This window comes from Methanophagales archaeon (assembly GCA_021159465.1).
Classification (GTDB): Archaea; Halobacteriota; Syntropharchaeia; order Alkanophagales; family Methanospirareceae; genus G60ANME1.
Map to the genome: position 1 here is coordinate 1 of JAGGRR010000101.1, position 18,280 is coordinate 18,280.

Here is an 18,280-nt window from a genome sequence, read left to right on the forward strand (position 1 = left end):
ACATCGTGGACTTCTGCCAACTGGACTGCAAGCACTGCTATCTGAATAAAGGCAATAGAGTCATGCCCTTAGATATGCTCAGAGCAATCTCCGAGGATTTCCTCAGCACCAATTTCCCACTGCCACGAAGCGAGCTCATCCTCAGCGGTGGTGAACCTTTACTGCATCCAAAATTTGTAGAGACCATTACCCGAAGACTGGTTCTTCGTTCTCGCTATTCCTCATGTTAAGCGTGTTGCACAAGGTAGTGAAGAGATTAATGTAAATAATAATGGTAGTGTAGTGAATTATTAAAAAGATATCGATTTTTAAGATTGGGAAATTATTTATATAGAAGTGGATATATATTTTTCATGCGAATTGAGGGTTGACTTAAAGTAATAGTAAGGAGGTGATAGAAGTTGGGGAAGATAAAATTGGCAATTGCAGGCGTTGGGAACTGCGCAAGTTCTCTCGTCCAGGGTATTGAGTATTACAAGCATGTGGATGCGAAGGACTGCATTGGATTGATGCACTATGAGGTCAATGGCTACAAACCAGGAGACATAGAGGTCGTTGCTGCTTTTGATGTGGACAAGAGGAAAGTGGGTAAGGACCTGAGTGAAGCGGTATTTACCGAGCCAAACTGCACTGCTGTCTTCTCCAGTGTACCGTATTCCGGAGTAGAGGTGAAGATGGGACCGGTGCTGGACGGTGTCGCACCGCACATGCACAAATATCCCGCAGATAGGACTTTTGTCGTTGCTGATGCTGAGCCATGCGATGTAGTGAAGGAGTTGAGAGATAGCGGAGCCGAGATTCTCGTGAATTATATGCCCGTTGGCTCGGAACAGGCGACGAGGTTTTATGCAAATGCAGCCTTGGAAGCGGGCGTGGCGTTTGTGAACTGCATGCCGGTCTTCATCGCTTCTGACCCTGAGTGGGGTAGACGGTTTGAGGAGCGGAATTTGCCTGTGGTCGGTGATGACGTGAAATCCCAGATTGGTGCCACGATTGTGCATCGGACACTTGCAAAGCTCTTCTCTGACCGCGGCTGCAAATTAGAGCGGACATACCAGCTCAATACCGGTGGGAATACCGATTTTTTGAATATGCAGAATCGTGAGCGGTTAAAATCCAAGCGGATATCAAAGACAGAAGCGGTTCAATCGGTTCTCACAGAACCCCTTATGCCTGATGATATCCATATAGGACCCTCTGATTACGTACCATGGCAACGTGATAACAAGGTATGTTTCCTGCGAATGGAAGGTCGAATCTTCGGTGATATCCCCATAGACCTTGAACTCAGACTCTCAGTCGAAGACTCGCCGAACAGCGGTGGATGTGCAATAGATGCGATACGTGTATGTAAGCTCGCACTGGATCGCGGGATCTCTGGACCTCTTATAGAGATTTCTGCATATACGATGAAGCATCCGCCAATACAGTATCCAGACGAAGAGGCGAGAGAGCTCCTGGAACGGTTTATAAAGGGGGAGACGACGGACAAAAGTGGTGATGAACACTGAACCTGAACCCACTTCCCCCTTAGTTCTTTTATCTCATATTTTTGTCCTGGTCCTGTTGTAGTCCTCGCTTCACCAGTCTACCCAGGAATACCACAAGGTCCACTATCTCGAATTTATAATTTGACTCTGACCCCTGCTCCTGCTTCAGGCAATTAAAATGCGACAGGCATTTTGGGCATGTGGTTATCAGGATGTCCACATTCTTTGCTTCGGCTTCCGCCAGTCTCAAAACCCTCAACGCTTTAGTCGTGTCATTGCAGTTCATCATCCCGCTAACACCGCAGCATAGAGCATTGTCCCTTGTATGTGCCAGTTCCACCAAGTTCGCTCCCGTGTTCTTTATAGCTTTACGCGGCTCCTCATAGACTTTATAACGCTTCAACGCACAGGGGTCATGATAAGCGACCTTAAGGGCACGGTTATGAACACGTTCGCCATCGGAGAAGTGCAATCGCTCACTTAACAACTCCGCGATATGTATCACCTCCACACCTCGCAGTTCATAATACTGCCTGAACATGAGGTAGCCCTCAGCACAGCTCACTATCAGCTTCTTTATGCCCAGTTCCTTTATCTTCCGCTCATTGTAAGACACCAATTGTCGAAATACCTTGAGGTTACCCTGAAAAAGCACATCATGACCACAACATTTCAAATCCAGTAGTTTGGGCTTTATCCCTATCCTGTTCAGTAGCATGAGTGCATAATCCCCGATCTCGTGAAAATTCACACCAACATCCATGAACAGATCGAGGTAAGCCAGACATCCCGGGAAATAGCCATATTCACTGTTATCATCGGTCTCTCCTTTAAAATCCACCGGTACACCCTTATCAAAGCGAGTCATGAAATATGCTATCTCAGATAGTACCCTGTGTGGCACTAAATCTTCACTTACAGGCTCCTTAGCCCGTAATTCCATTATTAACGATGGTAAATCGAGACCCTGGGGACATACATTATAGCAGTTTTCACAGATAAGGCACTGCCAGCGCCAGTGCATATCATCATCGATTCCCCATGTTGCAAGCTCATAGAGTATATCACGCGGGTTGAACTTCGATACGCGCCTCAAGGGGCACGAGCCTGTGCACTCACCACACTGGTAACAAATTCGCGCTATGCGCAACAGCTCATCAGGAATGAGTTCCATCACCCATAAAACTCAACTTGTTTAACTTCTATAAATATCATACTAATTTAATCTTAATCGCTCTTCACTGGTTTGCTTCGATGATAGGTTTGTAGAGCATGGTCATGGTAATGGTCATGGTGCAACTCCAGCTCTGCGGGTGTGTTTATGTTCGTAAAAGTTTCTAAGTCCGGATCTATCTCCCTTATCTTCGCCACCGGCAGGAGATAGACATCCAGCTGTGCCAGTAGATTCGACAGTCTTCTGTCTCCTTCTACCACCACATTCTTTATTGCAGATAGTGTTGACTCTCTTCGATAGACAGCATGTAAAGGCTCCAGCATTCCATTCTCCCAGCGTGGCACCACCGCATCATACCCTGAGGATGCGATTATGTCAAACAGTAATTCCACAACCTCTGGATTTATAAAGGGCATATCGCAACCGATAATGAGGCACTGGTAACAGGAAGTGCGTTCTAAAGCGGCAAGGATGCCAGAAAGTGGTCCAAAGTCATTTAAATAGTCAAATACAATACTAAAATTACCGGTTGTTCTATTCCTTATCGCTTCACCCTGCTTCCTGTCCCTCGCAGCTACAATCACCTCATCTGCCGCTACCTCTGCTATCCTATCAACGGTATGCTGTAATAGAGGCAGGTCGTTCAAAGAGGAGAGGCATTTATCATAAGAATAAGATTGGAATCTCCGACTTTTCCCTCCCGCAAGGATAACTATCCCTCTCCCGCATCGCTTATCTTCCATTATATTTAAATACTGTGACGGTTAGTTTATTATTCGTGGGGTGTTGTGATATGCAAGTACGAGATATGGTATTCTCGTTAATAATGGTGTCATCTGGTTTCGTACTGGTCTATAAGCTGATCTATAACTACAGCCCAAGAGACCCTGTGATTGTCCTGTCAACTGTATTACTGATAGGAATGATAGCAGCAATGCTCTTAAGCCTTAACGAGCGACTAAGGAAGTTTGAGGTTGAACTGAAAGAGCAAGAACGATCTTTACGCATAAGTATGCACTCGGTGGAGGAAGAGGTGAAGGACAAAGTAGGAGATGCAGTGAAGAAACTGGGAGAGGTGACAGAGGAGCTGCTTAGAAAGGGCTACCGGTAAACATGTGGAAAGAGGTGGTGGAAAAATTCAGTGGTCTGCCATCGCAGAGGAAGGTCGTGGAATTGTTACTTAAGATGGGTTTTCAGGTAACACCAGCGGGGAGGATAACATCAGGCGGTATCGAGATACCACGAACGCAGATAGCGAAGAAGGTTGGGGTGGACAGAAGGGTAGTGGACATGACGGTAAGGAGGATACAGAATGATTCGGATCTGCAGAATATATTCGCGAATATGCGTTCCATCGCTTTCCTTGCTGATGTCGCACCGCTACTCGGACTCAGTGTTATCATCATTCATCCAAGGGATGCGAGGGAGAAGGGGATACTCGGAGCGGTCGCCACGGTAATGGCGAAGCAAGGTATATCTATACGACAAGCGGTCAGCGATGACCCTTATTTGGTGGATGACCCAAAACTTACAATTATCACAGATAAAAAGATACCAGGCTGGGTAATAGATGAGATAGGGCAGATAGAGAGTGTGAAAGGTGTACAGATACATCAATGAGACGGGATGTAGAGATGAAATTTGGTATAGTCCCCGAAGAGGAGATTCTGGAAGGTAAGACAACGGACGTATATTTCCTCAGGACTGAGGAGGTGTTGAGATCAAAGGGCGTGAATCCGAAGGTTGTTGCTGAGGTCACCGCCACGAAAGAGGGTTGGGCGGTACTGGCGGGTTTGGAAGATGTAGCGCATTTACTGGAAGGTAAAGGAGTGGATGTATATGCGATGCCGGAAGGCACGATCTTCTTCCCTTACGAGCCCGTTTTGCAGATTGAAGGTCCTTATCTGGAGTTTGCACGCTATGAGACACCTCTTCTTGGTTTCCTCTGTCATGAGTCAGGGATAGCGACGAAGGCAGCGCGGATAAAACGCCTCGCAGGCGATGTACCTGTGATCTCCTTCGGTACAAGGAGGCAGCATCCGGTGATAGCAGCGATGATAGAGCGATGTGCATATCTGGGCGGTATGGACGGTGTGAGTTGTGTTGCCGGTGCAGAACGGATAGGGATAAATGCAACGGGTACGATGCCACATTCACTGATTATATGCTTCGGTGAGGGCGGACAGGAGGAGGCATGGAAGGCGTTTGATGAGGTCATTGCACCGGATGTACCACGAATATGCCTCTGTGACACGTATTGTGATGAGAAGAAGGAGTCAATAGCAGCAGCAGAGGCACTTGGTGATTCTCTGTATGCAGTGAGGCTGGATACACCCTCGACGAGGCGGGGGGACTTTCGGCGAATCATAGAAGAGGTGAGGTGGGAACTTGACATCCGGGGCTATAAGAACGTGGGTATATTTGTGAGCGGGGGGATAGATGAAGCGGAAGTGCTCGCACTGAGGGATCTCGTAGCAGGGTTTGGTGCGGGAACGAGCGTTGCAAATGCTCGCTGTATAGATTTCGCACTTGATATAGTGGAGCGCGAGGGAAAACCCTCAGCAAAGCGAGGCAAGCGAGGTGGTAAGAAGCAGGTGTACAGGAGTAGAGGTACAATAGGAGTGGGTAAAGACGTGATAACGCTGGCAGGCGAAGAAGCGCCAAGTGGTGATATGGAGCCGTTACTGGAGCCGATGATTATAGGAGGTGAAATCGTAGCCGGGTTCTCTTTCTCGGTTGAGGAGGCGAGGGAGCGTGTGAAAGCACAATTACAGAGGTTGGAATGGAATATACAATAAGGCAATCAAATGTGCAAAAATAGAAAAACTTAAATAATGAGCTGTTCTAATTATATCTAATGTACACCAAAATGCTGGATGCGGTATATTCCTGCTTCCAGTGTGGAGCTTGTACCTCGGTATGTACCGCATCAGCCGTGGATAAACTATACAATCCGAGGAAATTGGTTGAATACCTCATCAGTGGAAAGGATACTGCAAATTATCCATTACAGAAGTGCTTCTCCTGTCATACATGTGAATACATCTGTAGAAGTGGTATCAGTGTTGCCGGGATCGTTAAGGTACTGAAGGAGAAGAGCGTGAATCGTTACGAAAACGAGAACAAGAACATATACAGGGATACAATCTTTGAGAAGGGTCTATCTGTGACACCAGATGTACACTCCCCCAATAAGTTCCCCGAATGGGGATACTCATGGGAGAGGATACACAGTGATATGTGGAAGTTCAGGTCGGAACTTGGACTTGAAGGTCTTCATCGCGAAATACCCCGAAAATCACTCGATGAGATAAGGACAATCCTGGAATCGAAAACAGCTGTGGATGAAAGGATAAGAGGAGAGCAGAGGGTGGAGATGAAAAAGATAATCCCTGAGAGCAGAATATACCTCTTCCATAGCTGTATCGCAGATACCCATTATCCCGGAATTACCACGAGTATAAAGTATCTGTTTGATGCACTTGATATTGACTATATTGACGATCCCGGGCATTCAACCTGTGGAGGCTTTGCGTATTACGGCGATAAAATACCATTTTCTACACTGCTTGCGTTAAATGCGAGGAATTTCGCACTGGCAGAAGAAGCAGGCTACTCAAATGTGGCGCCGGTATGCCAAACAACTTACAGCGTGCTTATGGAGTCTGCAGAGATTTTGAAGAGTGGAATGGGGCAGCGGGTAAATGAAGAAATATTGAGCACAGTGAACAGGAAATACAAGGGTGAGGTCAATATAGCCCACGTTTCTGAAATACTATGGGCACAGAGAGACAGAATAAAAGAGAGAATAAAGCACAGCTACAACCACAGCCACAGCCTTGACAATCTAAGAGTTGCTACGCACAATGGCTGCCATTATACAAAGGTGTTCAAAAAATTAGCGATACCGAATTTATTGGATGAACTTGTTTCGGTTACCGGAGCAGAGCCTGTGGAGTATGCGGAAAAGAGTTTATGCTGTGGAATGGGTTTTGGTCATACGATAGAACAAGAACGGAGAGCCCTTACGAGAGAAATCGCGCAAAGAAAGCTCCTATCCGCGAAAGAGGCAGGTGCTGAGGTGCTTGTGGTCGCCTGTCCTGGTTGTCAAATGACCTTGGACAGGAATCAGGAACTCATTGAGCGAGAGATAGGCATGGATATCCAGCTGCCTGTGTTAAATTATGCTCAGTTCATCGCCATTGCAATGGGCGCCGATCCGTATTCGGTTGCAGGTATGCAAACACATTCTATCCCGTTTACACCTGTATTAGAGAAGATAGGGTTTGCATAACATAAGGAATGGGCAGGATAAGAACAATAGAGGGGATAAATGCGAAGATAAAGAAGGGAGAAGCGGTTGTGCTCACCGCAGAGGAGTTCAAAGATATTATTAGAGCTAAAGAGCACGTTACACCTGATGACGTTGATGTGGTCACCTGTGCGACATGTGCTGTAATGTCCGGAACGGCAGCCATTCTGTCTTTTACCATAGCAGATAGAGGTGAATTCGAGCGTGCGGATAAGGTATGGTTAAATGGTGTTCCTGCTTTCCCTGGTCCGTGCCCAAATGAAAGATTGGGTATTGTGGATGTATTCGTTTATGGAACAGCCCGTGCAAACCATGAGTATGGAGGCGGGCATCTGTTTCGCGAGATAGTGGAAGGCAAGGAGATAGAAGCGAAGGTGAGGACCAGTGAAGGTAGAATGATTGAGAGGAGAGTGAGTAGCGATGATATCCATTTCGCCAGGATGATTACCACCCGCAGTGCGTTCAGGAATTATATGGCTTTTATCAACCCCTGTGAGGGAGAGGTTTGCAGCATCTTCTCGGTTCGGGGATTACATGGTCCTTATAAGGAGATCTCGGTCACCGGCAGTGGTGAGATCAATCCGCTGGAGAACGATCCCATGATGATGACCATCGGTATTGGTACGCGGATAATGGTGAACGGTGCCCCGGGATATGTAATAGGGGAGGGTACAAGGAGTAGCATGGATAAGCCAAATCTATCGGTTATCGCCGAGATGAAAGCGATGGAAGGCGAATTTATGGGTGGATTCATCACTTCAAAAGGTCCGGAATGCATCACTTCCATCGCAGTTCCTATCCCTGTGATTAACGAATCGGTATTTTCGAGCCTCAGGATTGTGGATGAAGATGTGAAGCTGCCTATTGCTGATATCCATAACAGGATCCCTCGCTGGGTGAGTAACTATAGTGTGGTATGGCAGAATACAGATCGGGAGATAGAGTTCGATGCGGCGAGGTGTGTTAACTGTGATGTATGCGATGTTGAGAAATACTGCCCTACAAGGGCTTTCTCCAGAGCAACAGGATTTGATTCGCTCAGATGCTTCAACTGCGGTGCATGCATATCTTTATGCCCTGAGGGTGCATTCAGAGGCAATCTGGGGCATATCAAGATCGGTGAGAGTGAGACTGAGACCAAGACCGAGACTGAGGTACCCATAACATTGCGACAGTCGAACAGGGCAAGAGCGAATAAGCTTGCAGAGAAATTGAAGAATAAGATTATGGAGGGTGAATTCACGCTTACCGCAGGGGAGAAGGTGAAGTAGTGATGAAGGCATTTGAGATGATCGGGATTATCCAGCGAGAAAGTAAGCCGAGGAAGACAGGGCTTACAATGGTGCTGGATAGGGGCATGGGCTTTCATGCTGCGGAAGATTTGATGGAGTATGCCTCTGAGTATATAGATATAATCAAGCTCGGCTGGGGCACGCATAGACTGTGTTCGGAGAAGGTAATAAGAAGGAAGATAGAGCTTTACAGAGATAACAACATCCAGGTGAGCAACGGTGGGACTCTCTTCGAGCTCGCTTACATACAGAACAAGGTATCTGAGTTCTTTCTGTATGCCCGCGAGATTGGTCTAACAGCCATTGAGGTCTCTGATGGTTCGATACAGCTGAGCAGGGAGGATAGGAGCGAAGTAATAAGAAAGGGTAGAGATATGGGCTTTGTGATATACTCCGAGGTGGGTAAGAAGAGCCCGGAGGAAGATGCCATGTTGAGCATTGATTATCGGATAAGAGAAGCGAGGAGCGATCTGGAAGCAGGCGCCACAAGGGTGATAATGGAAGCGAGGGAATCAGGTAAAGGAATAGGGGTATATGATAGAACAGGCAGGGTAAAGGAGGCGATGGTGAAGAGATTGGCAGAAGCGATAGGGGTAGAGAATATCATCTTCGAGGCACCGAAGAAGAGCCAGCAGGTACACCTGATACTCAATCTCACGCCCATGGTGAACCTCGGCAATATAAAGCCAGAGGACGTGATCCCCTTAGAGACATTGAGACGTGGATTGAGGGGTGATACACTTGGCAAATTATAGTATAACAATCGCGGATGCCTGTACCACCAAAATAAGAGGAGGGAGAGTCGTAGTTATAGATGTATTAAGGGCATCCAGTACAATTGTGACCGCACTGGCAAATGGTGTGGAGGAGGTGAAGCCGGTGGATAACGAGGAGCCTTCAGATTTGAGGGATGCTGGCTACCTCCTCGCAGGTGAGTACAGGGGTGTGAAGTTGCCCGATTTCGACATCGGAAATTCACCAACTGAGTTGATCGAGTATCTCAAGCATCACGAGATTGATAGAATAGCCCTAAAAACCACAAACTTCACAACTTCATTGTACAAAAGCGGAATCGAATCGGCGTATATTGGCTCAAGCCTGAATTTAAGTGCGATTATGCAGAGACTGGAAGAGGATGAAGCGGATGCGAATCTGGTGGTAGTGGGGAGTAGATTTGGTGTGACAGAAGATATCGCAGTAGCAATGGCACTCTATAACGGTCTGAATGATGGACTGGAGCTGGACGAAGGGTATATAAGGCGATGTATCCTCGGTTGTAGAACCGCGCGGTATCTATTGGGAATCGGCTATAGGAAGGATGTGGAATTCATTTCACAGATAGACATGTATGAAGTGGTTCCCGTACTGAACAACGGTATGATCTACTGTGAATAACCCCCTGCTCATTGCTTATATACGTATCTACGCTACGTATCGCATCATCCATGCTATTTTATATTATCAATATCGTATTCTTCAGTAGATTTATCTCTTTTATACTGCCTTTCACATGGCGTGTCTCACCCAATACTCCCATTAGCTTTATATCCTCGCCATCAACCTCCACTCGCACTACATCCTCCATCAGTAATTCATGCTTACCGCTTCGCTCTATCAATACTCTCGATTCACACATACTAATTAATGCACTAATACTCACAATTAAAATACCTGTAAATAAAGAATACTTGAATTATATCTCTTCTCTCACATTCACTTACTCCAGACCTTCTAATAGCGCAGATTCTTTAATCCTATCGAAGATATCACTGCTAACGGCTTCCACCGGTCTGTTGCCATCTATTAAGAAGATATTACTCTCTTCTTCAGCCAATTTGTGATAAATCGCGTGTATCTTCTCCAGTTTCTCCAGCTCTTCGTAGAGCTCCACATGGAATCGCTGCTTCTGAATCCGCCTTATGCAGATAAGTGGCGGGGTATCAATGATAAAGGTTAAATCGGGCGTTAGAGTCTTCTCGTTTATCTTCTTTAGCCAGTCCAGGTCAACCTCTATTGACTGGAATGCATAAGAAGAGAGGCGATATCTATCGGTGATCACAATAACACCCTCATCCAGGAGTTTTATTATATTCTTAGTATGGTGCATTCTATCGGCTGCAAATAGAAGTGCGAGCGTCTCGGCGTCAATAACCAATTCCTTCCTCAGTACACCACGTATCAAAGACCCAATCAAGCCATCTGTCGGCTCTTTTGTTAAATATACCTCGTAACCTTTATTGTTTAGCCATTCCCGCAGCCTTGATGCCTGTGTTGTCAGACCTGAGCCGTCCAATCCCTCAAAAGCAATAAAAGGCATTCGCTTCTTCATCATTCATCACCGGGTATAATTTTTATTGTAGTATTCTATTGATGATTTAAAATGTTACCCGATGAATATGGCAAGTACGGTAAATACGGGGGCAGGTTTGCGCCTGAGGTGTTGATGAGAGCACTGGAAGAGCTTGAAGATGCGTTTTATACGTTTCATCAGGATGAGAAGTTCAATAGCGAACTGAACTCGCTCTTGAAGGACTTCGCTGGTCGCCCAACACCACTTTATCTTGCAAATAACCTCTCTGAGTTGTGTAGCGGCGCGAGGATATACCTTAAGCGTGAGGATCTGGTACATGGTGGCGCACATAAACTGAATAATACCTTGGGACAGTGCTTGCTGGCAAAGCATATGGGAAAGAATCGGATAATAGCAGAGACTGGAGCAGGTCAGCATGGAGTAGCAACTGCGATGGCTGCAGCAGTCCTCGGATTGCAATGTGAAGTATACATGGGTACAGAGGATATAGAGCGGCAGAAGCTGAATGTGTTCAGGATGGAACTTCTGGGTGCACGCGTGAACCCGGTTGATAGCGGCTCCAGGACATTGAAGGATGCGATAAATGAGGCGATGCGCGATTGGGTCGCCAATGTAGAGAATACCTATTATCTGATAGGCAGTGTTGTGGGACCACATCCATATCCATTGATAGTACGTGAATTTCAGCGTGTCATCGGTAGGGAGACGCGGGAGCAGATATTAGCAGCCGAGGGAAGGTTGCCCGATGCCATCATAGCGTGTGTTGGTGGTGGTAGCAATGCACTTGGTATATTTTCAGACTTCATAGATGACGATGCAGTAGAGCTTATAGGTGTAGAAGCCGGTGGTAAAGGTCTGGCGACCGGAGAGCATGGCGCTTCACTATGCGCAGGTACGGAAGGCGTTCTGCATGGGATGTATTCGAAACTGTTACAGGACGAATATGGGCAAATAAAGCAATCTTATAGTTTCGCTCCCGGACTGGACTATCCGGGTGTGGGACCTGAACTGGCATATCTCGTAGACTCAGGGCGGGTGAGAATGGATTCTGCCACCGATGAGGAGACCCTAAGAGCTTTTGAGACCTTATCCAGAAAGGAGGGTATAATTCCCGCTCTGGAATCCGCCCACGCTGTTCATTACGCAATAGAGCATGCAAAGGAGTGGGATTTAATCGTGGTGAACCTCTCAGGCAGGGGAGATAAGGATATCTTCAGTGTGGCGGATGCTCTTTCTCAGAAACAGATAGAAAGTAGAGGTAAAGTATGATACCGATACTTGAGATACTCGCATTTATTATCGGTCTGGTATATGGGTACGTGAAGCCGGGCAAGGAGAAGCGGTGGGAACTGCTAAAGAGAGGTTTTGTGTATGGCATAATTCTCGGATTGATACTCGGGTTCTTCGGTCTGCTGATGGGTGGGCTGGTGCTATCTGTGGGGACTGCAATAAGAACCTTTATAGAGGTGGTAATCCTCACAATTATGTTCATAATTGGTACGTTCTTTGGTGACCTGCTTGAGACAGTGGTGAAATAGACCAGGATGTAAGAGTAAGAGTAAAGGTAAAGGTATGATGTACACAGGGGTTATTCAGTGGGATATCAGCTCATTTTATGTTATTAACTCGATTTCCAACCCCTTACTGGATTTATTCATGGTGGCGATAACACATCTGGGCTCGATATTCTTCATCTCTATTCTTGGACTTGTGATACTTCTGATCGCGAAAAAGGAGAATATTAAGAAGATAGCGGTGCTGATATTGATGGGTCTGGCTATTCATGCGATGCTTATCACTTTGATTAAGGTTGCTGTTAACAGGGAGAGACCATCGGAGGCTTTAAATGATGTATCACTGAAGGTGTGGGGATATGAAGCCAAAGCCCATGGCGCATCATTTCCAAGTGGACATGCCGGTAGATGGTTTATTATAGCCACAATCCTTATACCTTCGAGGAGAAGGCTGAGGAAATTTAGTTATTTCTCTATCGCTATTGGAATTCTTGTCTCCATCAGCAGAATTTATGTTGGTATGCATTTCCCGCTGGATGTGATATTCGGTGTCGGATTTGGTTTCCTCGCGGGCTATCTCACACTGAAGTTGGAAGAGCGATTTGAGCCACAGATACAGAATCTATGCCTGAAATTGCCTTTTTTCGGGTCAGATAACAAAAGCTTTTTATAATGGGATTTATCTTATTGAATAATGGGAGGTGATAGCATGGCCATGACAAAGAGGGCATTGATGGTAGGATTCTCATTACTGATGCTTGCTGGTGCTGGCGTCGCCGATATCGAAGCGGTTTCATTCTCAGTCTGGGATACATATCCGGATTTAAAGGGGAATAACATATGGAACTCACAGCAGAGCTGGCGAACGCCACATGGCTGGACATTTAATGATGGATATGGTATGATGGAATCGGTAAAGGCATATATGCACAGAATGCTCAATGAATCGCGGACCAGAAACCAGTATTACCATATCTTCCCCACTTCAGGCGCTGTGTGGCAAGAGGAACCTAATGTGGACATGATGGAATCGGTAAAGGCATATATGTACAGAATGCTCAACGAATCACGGACCAGGGATAGATATTACCGAATCTTCGAATAGGCAATAATAAATTATTTAATCTTTATTTTTTTATCTCCAACATGAAGGAGTTAATTAGTATGAAGATACCACAGGATAAGCTGGTGCTGGTCACCTCAGCATTGCCATACGTTAACGGTGAATGCCATATAGGACATCTCAGGACTTATGTCCCCGCTGATATATATGTCAGGATGCTCCGTAAGATGGGCTATAAAGTCATCTTCATCAGTGGTTCAGACACACATGGAACGCCGATAGTGCTGAGTGCGGAATCGGAGGGTGTAACGCCAGAAGCGGTGGTTGAGCGCTACCATGAGCATTTCAAGCGGATTTTCAAGGCGTTGAATGTGAACTTTGACTATTATGGACGGACAGATTCGCCGAGCAACCATAAAAGGACAGTGGAGATAGTGGAGAAGCTAATAGCAGGCGGTTATGTATATAAGAGGAAGACGAAGCAGGCATATTGCGATACCTGTGGACGCTTTCTGCCTGATAGATATGTGGAGGGTAGATGCCCTTATTGTGGCGTGATCGCACGTGGTGACGAATGTGATCAGGGTTGCGGCAAGCACCTTGAGCCTGGCGAGATAGAAGAGCCGAGATGTAAGATCTGTGGCTCAGCGGCAGTCTTCAGGGAGCAGGAGCATTTCTTCTTTAAGTTATCTGCATTTGCTGAGTTCCTGTCTTCGTATCTTGATACGCTGGGTGGCACGCTGAATGCGCGGAATTATGCTAAGGAATGGGTGAAGCGAGAGCTGAGAGATTGGTGTATCACGAGGAATCTGGAATGGGGAGTGAGATTCCCGGGTAGAGACGATCTGGTCGTTTATGTCTGGGTTGATGCCCCTATCGGGTATATATCGTTTACAGAAGAGCTATTGCGAGAGAGGGGCGAGAAGGAGGATGCATGGGCACGATATTGGAAGGATAACGAAGCCACAATCATACATTTCATCGGTACCGATATAATATATCATCACTGCATATTCTGGCCCGCGATGCTAAAAGGAGCGGGCTATTCGCTCCCCAGTGCGGTCATTGCCTCCGGTATGGTGAAGATAAACGGTAAGACATTCTCCAAGAGCAGAGGGAACGTGGTCTGGGCGACGGAAATTCTGAAACGGTTCCATCCCGATACGCTGAGGTATTATATAGTAACGCAATCGAGCCACACGAAGGAGCTGGATTTCTCATGGGATTCTTTCTTCATGCGTGTGAACAACGAGCTGGTAGCTATTCTCGGTAATCTCGCATATCGGGTTCTTACGTTCGCATATAAGAATTTCGGTGCCGTGCCCGGCGGGGAGATAGAGGAAGAGGTAAAAGCGGCGATAGTGACTGCACGTGACGATGTGATGAGAGCAATGGAGGATTATGAATTTAAGAAGCTGGTGGATGCAGCAATGGGACTTGCGGACTTTGGAAACAGCTATTTCCAGCGTGAGGAGCCCTGGCACCTGATAAAAGGAGGAGAAAACGACAGGCGCAGATGTGCAACGATAATAAAGAATGTACTGCAGATAATGAAATCGGTGTGCATATTACTGGAGCCGGTGATGCCGGAGAAGATGGGAGAGGTGTGGTATCAGCTTGGTATGAACACAGATATACATGAAACGAAGCTTGAGGAGTTGATGTCCCCAATAGAAGAAGGACAGAAGCTGAATAAGCCGAAGATGCTATTCCAGAGGCTGAGTTGATAGTGTATTGATAGGAGATGGGCAATAAAAGGAAAGTTTCGGTTGTCATACCCGCGTATAACGAGGAATCGTATATAGAGTCATGTTTGAATAGCCTCGTGAATCAGACACTGGATAGGAGAGATTATGAGATTGTGGTAGTAGATGGTGGTAGCGAAGATAAGACAGTGGACATAGCGAGAGAATACGCCGATAATGTAATCATACAACATAGTAAAGGTGTAGGTGGTGCGAGGAATGACGGTGTGGAAGTATCAAGTGGTGAGATAGTGGCAATGACTGATGCAGATATAATACTACCGTGTAACTGGCTTGAACGAATCTGGAATGATTTTCAAGCTGAGAGTGTGGTTGCAGTTTATGGTCCTATTATCCCTATTGAATCGCGATTTAAGTACAAAGTCCTGATAGGTGCATTCAACAAACTCGTTCATTTCGCAGCGATCTCAGGGATATTCCATGCCACTCTCGGGTCCAATACAGCGATAAGGAAGGATGTATTTCAGAAGATAGGCGGGTATTCCGATATGTCAGCAGGAGATGATTATGAGATTGCACGCAGGCTCAGACATGAGGGTGTTATACGGTATGACCCTATGCTTTCTGTCCGTTTCTCAATGAGACGAATGGAGAAGTATGGATTTATACGCGCGCTGTATATATGGGCGATGAACGTGATGGCGGCGAAGAGAGGAACGCATGCAAGGATAAACTATACAAGGCAGACCTATCGTTGAGATAGGATAAGATAAGAGATGAGGATGGATGAGGATAGTTCAGGCTTCATGCTATTACCCCCCGCATGTCGGTGGCGTGGAGAACCACGTTAAAGAGCTGGCAAATGCGCTGAGCGAAGCGGGAAACGAGCTGAAAATTCTAACTGCGGACATACCACCGATCAGAGATGACCTCAGTCTCAGTACGGGTACAAGTACAGGTACAAGTACAGGTACGAGTATGATCACAATTACGAGGTTCAGGGCAATAGAGCTCTTTCCCGGCTATGTACCCTTCATCTTTGGGCTATCACGAATAAGAGATATAGAAGCAGATGTATTCCACTCGCATTGTCCGCCTCCTTTCTTCTCACAGGCGTTCAAAAAAGAGAAGAAGCATCCTCATGTCATAACGTATCACTTCGATCTGGAAGTACCGGAGAGGGTTGGGAGTTTGAAGATACCTGCTGTGATGGCTAAATTCGTAGAGCAGGTTTACAACAGGCATTATGCGCTACAACTGCTTGATGCCTGTGATGCTATAATAGTTACAGGCAGGAGCTATGCCGAGACCTCACCAGTTCTCAGTAAATTCAGCAGTAAATGCGAGGTCATACCCAATGGGATAGATATAAGGAAGTTCGATGCCGTGATAGAGGAGGTAAAGGCGAGCATAAAGCGTAATAAGAATATCCTATTCGTTGGTAGGCTCGTCTATCCCAAGGGTATAGAGTATTTGATAAGAGCAATGCCGGGGGTATTGAAGGAGGTTCCGGAAGCGAAGCTGGTAATAGTAGGTAGAGGAGAGGATCGAGCGAGCTTGGAGAAGCTTGTGAGAAGTTACGAGCTGACGCAAAAAGTCGAGTTTCGTGGGTTTTTGAGTTTCAAAGAGCTCGTTAAGAGCTATTTAGAAGCTTCTGTATTTGTGCTTCCTTCTTTTACCAGGCTTGAGAATTTTGGGATCGTTCTGCTTGAGGCGATGGCGTGTAGAACGCCGGTGATAGCATCGGATATACCGGGCGTACGTGAGAATATAACAGGCGGCAATGGACTTCTGTTCACGCCGGGAGATGTGGATGGTCTGAGTGATTGCATTGTGAGAATAATCTCAGATGATAGGCGTGTGATGCGCATGGGTGAAGCGGGCAGGAAGCTCGTTGAGACGAAGTTCGATTGGAGGTTGATAGCACAGCAGGTGATGCGGGTCTATGAGTCATTGGTTTAATATGTTGCTAAATATCCCAAATCCTTTGTATATTTCAACACAACAGGTTTGTTTTTGTTTGAATTGAAAACTGAATAAACCGAAGAACCTATATTCTGCATTTAAATATTTTAAAGATACTATTCTTTGATTTTTTGAAAAGCTATGGACCTGTCAAATAAGATTCACCTTGCATTTCATGTTCGTATGTGCATTTTATTCCTCCTTATTCCTCCTTTATCTTATTCTCCAGCGTTTTCGGCTCTCTCATAAACGCTTACTTCGAGAATACCACTACCCAGCGCTGCTTCACGCCGCCGTATTCCACCTCGATGCTGAAGAGGCGGTAACCATCGAGAGTGGTGATTCTCATCTTTTCCGTGTCCGCGTTTTTCAGCACTTCTTTCGCTTCGGATAACGTTTCTGATACCCTCGTTATCCACTTGTAGCTCTCGGAAATCCCCCCCAGATTCTTCTCCGAATACACCGCACTGTCCCAGACCCGTATCCTGTCTTTGCTCCACTTCTCCTGCAATGACCGCCCATATTCCCTCACGATCTCTCTGGAATGGTTTTTGCCCGAAGTATTGCTACTCAAAGCCTGTATAAAAAACGGGCAAGTTGTCAGAGTTGTTAGACATGACCAGAGAAATAACGTAGTTGCTCAATATCAAGTGGTTCTCAAGAGCAAAAATTGATACCCAAAGAGAGATAATAGGGAAGCAGTAAAAGCCCTCATAATCTAACTTCTCAATATCATAGAATCACAAGACAGCACATACATGAGCTCGTTGTTTACCTCTATTACGCTTACGCTTGCAGGGTTACCGAGAACAAAATAAAGAAGATATTGGAAGAAGCGGGGATCATCATTTCCGCAGGAGGAACTTCTACTCGTGCTGAGGTTCTCTGAGATACCGCTCCATAACAATCCCGCGGAGTTAGCCCTCCGTGAACACGTGGTAAAACGCAAAATTAGTATTAGTTACGGAACGAGAAGCGAAGCCGGAAAAGCCGCATGGGAAAACATGATGTCTATACTCGATACCTGTAAGAAGCAGATGGTCGGTTTCAGTTTCTTTGATTATATCAGGGATACATTATCAGGAAAGCGTGCCATGACAAGATTTGCACAGCTCATTTCTCGTGATCATCTTTAATATCCACCTTTTATTGAGCAGATACATGCAAACGATCAGTGAGTCGGCATTTCCCTTCAGCCTGCTAACGAAATAGCCGCCATAGCGAACGATTCTATCGAAGAAGAGGTACTTGAAGTATTCGGGCTCGAGGAGCAGGATGCAGCCCTTGAGCCAGGGTCCAACCGAGGTATTTATCGCTATCGCCCAAAACACGACCGGGTTGCTGTGCTTGAAACTCAATCGTATGGAGCACGCACCTCTGAAGGAAATCAACCCAACTATCTTCGGTGTGAATCGTTCGTAAAAACTACTTATGCTCAGTTTCACCCCTGCTT

At 46.1% G+C, this 18,280-nt stretch carries 22 protein-coding genes; 16 read left to right on the forward strand and 6 right to left on the reverse strand.

Annotated elements, in window-relative coordinates; genetic code table 11:
* Positions 1-230, forward strand: a 230-nt coding sequence (locus J7J01_05035) for a radical SAM protein (GenBank protein MCD6210244.1), incomplete at its 5' end; no start/stop codon positions are given.
* A 171-nt stretch (positions 231-401) separates the two neighbouring features.
* Positions 402-1,511, forward strand: a complete 1,110-nt coding sequence (locus tag J7J01_05040; protein ID MCD6210245.1) for an inositol-3-phosphate synthase — start codon at positions 402-404, stop codon at positions 1,509-1,511.
* 28 nt (positions 1,512-1,539) lie between these two features.
* Here J7J01_05040 and J7J01_05045 read toward each other — a convergent pair whose 3' ends face one another.
* Together J7J01_05045 and J7J01_05050 are read right to left on the reverse strand one after the other, a co-directional pair.
* A complete protein-coding gene (locus J7J01_05045) occupies positions 1,540-2,664 on the reverse strand; it encodes a (Fe-S)-binding protein (protein ID MCD6210246.1) in 1,125 nt (374 codons plus the stop codon).
* 53 nt (positions 2,665-2,717) lie between these two features.
* Positions 2,718-3,407, reverse strand: a complete 690-nt coding sequence (locus tag J7J01_05050) for a molybdenum cofactor guanylyltransferase (GenBank protein MCD6210247.1) — start codon at positions 3,405-3,407, stop codon at positions 2,718-2,720.
* Between the two features lie 50 nt (positions 3,408-3,457).
* Between J7J01_05050 and J7J01_05055 the strand changes: the two genes are divergently transcribed.
* Genes J7J01_05055 through J7J01_05085 form a run of 7 tightly spaced genes read left to right on the forward strand, consistent with a single transcriptional unit; the run spans position 3,458 to position 9,663 of the window.
* Positions 3,458-3,775, forward strand: a complete 318-nt coding sequence (locus J7J01_05055; GenBank protein ID MCD6210248.1) for a hypothetical protein — start codon at positions 3,458-3,460, stop codon at positions 3,773-3,775.
* A gap of 14 nt (positions 3,776-3,789) precedes the next feature.
* Positions 3,790-4,284: a hypothetical protein gene (locus J7J01_05060; GenBank protein MCD6210249.1), complete on the forward strand. Its 495-nt coding sequence runs from the start codon at positions 3,790-3,792 to the stop codon at positions 4,282-4,284.
* Positions 4,281-5,462: a nicotinate phosphoribosyltransferase gene (locus J7J01_05065; GenBank protein MCD6210250.1), complete on the forward strand. Its 1,182-nt coding sequence runs from the start codon at positions 4,281-4,283 to the stop codon at positions 5,460-5,462. The genes J7J01_05060 and J7J01_05065 overlap by 4 nt, the downstream gene beginning before the upstream one ends.
* 59 nt (positions 5,463-5,521) lie before the next feature.
* Positions 5,522-6,958: a hypothetical protein gene (locus tag J7J01_05070; GenBank protein MCD6210251.1), complete on the forward strand. Its 1,437-nt coding sequence runs from the start codon at positions 5,522-5,524 to the stop codon at positions 6,956-6,958.
* A gap of 8 nt (positions 6,959-6,966) precedes the next feature.
* Positions 6,967-8,247, forward strand: coding sequence for a methanogenesis marker 16 metalloprotein (locus J7J01_05075; GenBank protein MCD6210252.1), 1,281 nt, complete (start codon positions 6,967-6,969; stop codon positions 8,245-8,247).
* Positions 8,248-8,249: 2 nt separating this feature from the next.
* Entirely contained in the window at positions 8,250-9,023 is a 774-nt protein-coding gene (locus J7J01_05080) for a phosphosulfolactate synthase (protein ID MCD6210253.1), read from the forward strand.
* The gene (locus J7J01_05085) at positions 9,010-9,663 is read left to right on the forward strand and encodes a 2-phosphosulfolactate phosphatase (protein MCD6210254.1); all 654 of its coding nucleotides are present in this window, start codon (positions 9,010-9,012) and stop codon (positions 9,661-9,663) included. The genes J7J01_05080 and J7J01_05085 overlap by 14 nt, the downstream gene beginning before the upstream one ends.
* A 58-nt stretch (positions 9,664-9,721) precedes the next feature.
* On the opposite strand, the gene J7J01_05090 is transcribed toward J7J01_05085, so the two are convergent.
* Together J7J01_05090 and tmk are read right to left on the reverse strand one after the other, a co-directional pair.
* Complete coding sequence (locus J7J01_05090; GenBank protein ID MCD6210255.1) at positions 9,722-9,904, reverse strand: CooT family nickel-binding protein; 183 nt, start codon at positions 9,902-9,904, stop codon at positions 9,722-9,724.
* A gap of 81 nt (positions 9,905-9,985) precedes the next feature.
* A complete protein-coding gene (gene tmk / locus J7J01_05095) occupies positions 9,986-10,597 on the reverse strand; it encodes a dTMP kinase (GenBank protein ID MCD6210256.1) in 612 nt (203 codons plus the stop codon).
* Between the two features lie 51 nt (positions 10,598-10,648).
* Here tmk and trpB point away from each other — a divergent pair, with 51 nt between their 5' ends.
* The 7 genes from trpB to J7J01_05130 are packed head-to-tail and all read left to right on the forward strand — an operon-like array spanning position 10,649 to position 16,824.
* Positions 10,649-11,848: a tryptophan synthase subunit beta gene (trpB, locus tag J7J01_05100; protein ID MCD6210257.1), complete on the forward strand. Its 1,200-nt coding sequence runs from the start codon at positions 10,649-10,651 to the stop codon at positions 11,846-11,848.
* Positions 11,845-12,117, forward strand: coding sequence for a hypothetical protein (locus tag J7J01_05105; protein MCD6210258.1), 273 nt, complete (start codon positions 11,845-11,847; stop codon positions 12,115-12,117). Before trpB ends, J7J01_05105 begins: the two co-directional genes overlap by 4 nt.
* 34 nt (positions 12,118-12,151) lie before the next feature.
* Positions 12,152-12,766, forward strand: a complete 615-nt coding sequence (locus J7J01_05110) for a phosphatase PAP2 family protein (GenBank protein ID MCD6210259.1) — start codon at positions 12,152-12,154, stop codon at positions 12,764-12,766.
* A 36-nt stretch (positions 12,767-12,802) separates the two neighbouring features.
* Positions 12,803-13,198, forward strand: a complete 396-nt coding sequence (locus tag J7J01_05115; protein MCD6210260.1) for a hypothetical protein — start codon at positions 12,803-12,805, stop codon at positions 13,196-13,198.
* A 59-nt stretch (positions 13,199-13,257) separates the two neighbouring features.
* Positions 13,258-14,883: a methionine--tRNA ligase gene (gene metG / locus J7J01_05120; protein MCD6210261.1), complete on the forward strand. Its 1,626-nt coding sequence runs from the start codon at positions 13,258-13,260 to the stop codon at positions 14,881-14,883.
* Positions 14,884-14,900: 17 nt separating this feature from the next.
* Positions 14,901-15,620 (forward strand): glycosyltransferase, encoded by a 720-nt coding sequence (locus J7J01_05125; protein ID MCD6210262.1) that lies wholly within the window; start codon positions 14,901-14,903, stop codon positions 15,618-15,620.
* A 28-nt stretch (positions 15,621-15,648) separates the two neighbouring features.
* Complete coding sequence (locus J7J01_05130) at positions 15,649-16,824, forward strand: glycosyltransferase family 4 protein (GenBank protein ID MCD6210263.1); 1,176 nt, start codon at positions 15,649-15,651, stop codon at positions 16,822-16,824.
* Positions 16,825-17,080: 256 nt separating this feature from the next.
* Here J7J01_05130 and J7J01_05135 read toward each other — a convergent pair whose 3' ends face one another.
* Together J7J01_05135 and J7J01_05140 are read right to left on the reverse strand one after the other, a co-directional pair.
* The gene (locus J7J01_05135; GenBank protein ID MCD6210264.1) at positions 17,081-17,401 is read right to left on the reverse strand and encodes a hypothetical protein; all 321 of its coding nucleotides are present in this window, start codon (positions 17,399-17,401) and stop codon (positions 17,081-17,083) included.
* 505 nt (positions 17,402-17,906) lie between these two features.
* On the reverse strand, positions 17,907-18,280 hold a 374-nt coding region (locus J7J01_05140; protein MCD6210265.1), incomplete at its 5' end, for a hypothetical protein.